At 62.0% G+C, this 3293-nt stretch carries 6 protein-coding genes; 3 read left to right on the top strand and 3 right to left on the bottom strand.

From position 1 onward, the window contains the following. The 3 genes from JNL55_RS01940 to JNL55_RS01950 form a co-directional block, all read right to left on the bottom strand. Positions 1–729: AMP-binding protein (locus tag JNL55_RS01940; RefSeq protein ID WP_293848606.1), on the bottom strand; the 729-nt coding region annotated here is incomplete at its 3' end. A gap of 14 nt (positions 730–743) precedes the next feature. Next, positions 744–1244, bottom strand: a complete 501-nt coding sequence (locus JNL55_RS01945) for a DUF6644 family protein (protein ID WP_293848608.1) — start codon at positions 1242–1244, stop codon at positions 744–746. A 9-nt stretch (positions 1245–1253) separates the two neighbouring features. Beyond that, entirely contained in the window at positions 1254–1742 is a 489-nt protein-coding gene (locus JNL55_RS01950; protein ID WP_293848610.1) for a DUF6644 family protein, read from the bottom strand. A 37-nt stretch (positions 1743–1779) separates the two neighbouring features. Here JNL55_RS01950 and JNL55_RS01955 point away from each other — a divergent pair, with 37 nt between their 5' ends. From JNL55_RS01955 to JNL55_RS01965, 3 genes are all read left to right on the top strand, one after another. After that, the gene (locus tag JNL55_RS01955) at positions 1780–2445 is read left to right on the top strand and encodes a MauE/DoxX family redox-associated membrane protein (protein WP_293848612.1); all 666 of its coding nucleotides are present in this window, start codon (positions 1780–1782) and stop codon (positions 2443–2445) included. Further along, positions 2442–3071: a methylamine dehydrogenase accessory protein MauD gene (gene mauD, locus JNL55_RS01960; RefSeq protein WP_293848614.1), complete on the top strand. Its 630-nt coding sequence runs from the start codon at positions 2442–2444 to the stop codon at positions 3069–3071. Before JNL55_RS01955 ends, mauD begins: the two co-directional genes overlap by 4 nt. Beyond that, the coding region (locus JNL55_RS01965; protein WP_293848615.1) for a c-type cytochrome at positions 3068–3293 on the top strand (226 nt) is incomplete at its 3' end. The genes mauD and JNL55_RS01965, both read left to right, overlap by 4 nt.

The raw sequence follows: 3293 nt of genomic DNA on the forward strand, positions 1-3293 counted from the left end.
TTCGGCGGCATCGAAATTCGCGAGCACGGTGCGCGTGCCGATGGTCATCGCATGCAGTACATTGCCGAATCCAACGCGCCCGAAGGCCGGAAAGAGCACCAGGCTGACATCGTCCGCGCGGCTGTCGGTGGCGAGGATCGAGGGATGGATTGCAGTCGCCGAGTGCTGGGTCAGCACGTACGCTTTGGGCAACCCGGTCGTCCCCGATGTGAGGTTGAAATAGAACGGCGCTTGATCGTCAATGTCCACGTCGGGCTCGCTGGCCGGTGCCGCCGACAGCAGTTCTTCATAGCGCAGGCAGGATTCGGGCGCGTGCTCGCCGATCCATATCGCGTGCGCGAGTGCTGGACAATGAGCATATAAGTGGTCGAGGACGCTACCGAAGCGCGCTTCGCAGAGAACGGCTACGGCGCCCACGGCATTGATGAGCGCGGCCGATTCAGTCGGCGCAAGACGATAGTTCAGCGGCAGGCCCACCAGGCCCGATTTGGCGAGTGCCGCGTAGGTCTCGACTATCTCGGCGCGATTGGAGCAGATGAATGCGACGACGGATCTGCGCGCGAGTGGCAGCGTGAGCAACGCATTCGCCAGCCGGTTGCTGCGAGCGTTCAACTGCCGAAACGTAAAGCGCCTGCCGGTGGCGACGCAGAACAATGCCTCGCGCTCCGCGAAGCGTTCAGCCGCGGACTTCAATATGCCGCCGACAGTCATGTGTCCGAGGGATCGCATTCCGGTGATTCCTGTTAGCGCACGAACCCGATCCACCGGCCGAGAAACACTGTGCCGGTCCAACAGGTAATCGAGACGAACGCGGCAATGCGTGCGGCGTTCGGCGGCGGGAGTCGCTCGTCCCACTCGCTCACCCGGCGATACACGCCCCACTGGAACACTGCCATGTTCACGCCGGCCAGCAATATCAGCAGGAGCTTCAGCCGGAACTGCAGATTGAACACGTACGAAGGGGCGTTGGCGATGAACAGCAGCACGCCAGTGACGATTGACAGCGCGAATGCCGTCCACGTCAGCGGCAGCATCTGTGCCGAGTATTTCGAGGCTTTGGCGTCGCGCGCACCAATGCCCAGCAGCCGCAAGTCGAGCAGAAATATGGAGCCGAACACCGTGCCGATGGCCACGACGTGAAGGGATTCAATGGTGGGAAACAGCCAGCGCCAGCTCATGCCGGTGCGTATGGCGGTCGACAACGGGAGTTCGGCAATCTGTTCGGCGAGCAGGGCCAGATCCATGCGATGTCCTCAGGTGTAACCGATGAAGCGACCGCAGAAAATGATGGCGATCCAAGTCGCCACGTAGGCGAGCGCATAAGGGCGCGACCAAGCGGGGCGGTGCGCTGTGTCTTCCCAGCGCTGCGGCTCACGCCGCACGCTGCGTTCCACCCACCACGTGAGCAGCAACCCAAACACGATCAGCACCATCTTGATCCAGAACGCCGGCGAACCGAATTGACGTTCGGGCTCTGCGATGGTCTGCAGTGCCCCGGTAATCAGCAGCGCGACCAGGCCCACATACATGAATCGCGTTTTCTTGCGGATGGCGATGTGCAGCGGCTGGGCTGCGCGACCCACACCCGCAAGTCGCAGGCTGATGAGCAACGCGCATGCGAACACCACCGACAAGGCAATGATGTGGATGGACTGCGAGGTGGGCGTGAACCACAGCGCGTCCTTGAGCTGTTCGCTGAGTTGCGTCGAGGCGATGCGATTGGAGACGGAGAGCACGTCCATTGATTGATTCCTCGAGCCGAGGATTCGAGTATGCGGCGTGCTGCCATGTCTGCTTATCCCATCCCGGCAACTGTCGCGCGCGCATCGAGTTGCCGTTGGTGGATACGGGGCAGCACGCTCCCGTGCAATTATTCATCAAGGGAAACAGGCCCTGGAGTCATTGCTCGTGCAACTAGATCCCGTTGTCGCGCTCACCATCCGCCTTGGCTTCCTGCTGCTCTTCGGCAGCGCACTGCTGCACAAGATCGTGGACTGGTCGAGCTTCGAAACGACCGTGCGTCGTTACCTGGCGGGTTTGAGGCCCGGTACCGCGATCGTTCGACTCGCGGCAGGGGTGATCGTCTTCCTTGAAGTGGGCGTAGTGGTGCTATGTGCCTTCGGGCCAAGCGGAACACTGGCTGCGGCGGTGACAGCAGGTGTTCTGCTGGCGTATGGCGCGGCAATGTACATCAACATCGCGCGCGGCAATGTCCTGCTGGATTGCGGCTGCTCGTGGGGCGCGCGCCGGCCTGCCAGTCGCATTCTCGTGTTGCGTAATGTAGTGCTGGCGCTGCCGGCTTTCATGCTTGCTTTGCCAGTCGCATCCCGTCCGCTCGAACTCATGTCGGCAGTCTCGGTGGGTGCGGCAGTGGTGACGTGCACTCTGATCTACGCGGCTGTCGACCAGTTGCTCACTCACTCAGCACCGCAAGAGGCGCAATGACTACGCTCGTCGTGATCCTGGTATTGCAATGGGTTCTGTTGATCGCGATGGCTGTGGTGCTGCTCGCCGTCGTGCGCCAGGTCGGTGTGCTTCATCAGCGTGTGGCACCGGCCGGCGCACTTACCATCAGTCACGCTATCAAAGCAGGCGAAGCGGCGCCGGAACTTCGATTGCGCACACTGGATGGCGACGATGCGGTCATCGGCGGCGCAGGGCACAGCCGAGGAACGCTGCTCATGTTCGTCGCGCCCGATTGCCCGGTCTGTGCGGCGTTGATTCCTGCCGTCAAAGCCATCGGCAAGCAGGAGTCGGCATGGCTGCGCGTGATCTTCGCCAGCGACGGAGAGACGTTGCAGCATGCGCGGTTTCGCCGCGACAAGGGTCTCACGGACTTTCCGTACGTGGTCTCGATGCAGCTCGGGCTGACCTACCAGGTCGGCAAGTTGCCGTACGCGGTGCTGCTCGATGAGCAGGGAATACTGATCGCGCAGGGTCTGGTGAACAGTCGCGAACATCTCGAAAGCCTGTTCGAGGCCAAACGCCTGCGTGTCGCTTCACTACAGCAGTACCTGCAGCGCGAGGGGCGCTCGCTCGATGGCGAAGCAGTGAAGCCGGTGACTGGATGACTAGCGCCGCTTGGTTCGAGGCCGCGCAGAAGTTGGTGTGCTTGCTGATGTTGGCGATCCTTCCTGTCAATGTGATAGCCGACGCGACTGACCGCCGTGCGGCGCTGAACTACATGCTGCATTGTCAGGGTTGTCACAAGGATGATGGCTCCGGGCAGCCCGGCTATGTGCCCGACCTGCGTGGTTCCATCGCGCGCTTCCTGCATGTTCCCGAAGGCAGGG

The organism is Steroidobacter sp. (genome assembly GCF_016790065.1).
Classification (GTDB): domain Bacteria; phylum Pseudomonadota; class Gammaproteobacteria; order Steroidobacterales; family Steroidobacteraceae; genus Steroidobacter.

Coding starts and splice junctions, on each gene's coding strand:
- JNL55_RS01950 (WP_293848610.1), bottom strand. CDS start 1,742: ATGGACGTGCTCTCCGTCTCCAATCGCATCGCCTCGACGCAACTCAGC.
- mauD (WP_293848614.1), top strand. CDS start 2,442: ATGACTACGCTCGTCGTGATCCTGGTATTGCAATGGGTTCTGTTGATC.
- JNL55_RS01945 (WP_293848608.1), bottom strand. CDS start 1,244: ATGGATCTGGCCCTGCTCGCCGAACAGATTGCCGAACTCCCGTTGTCG.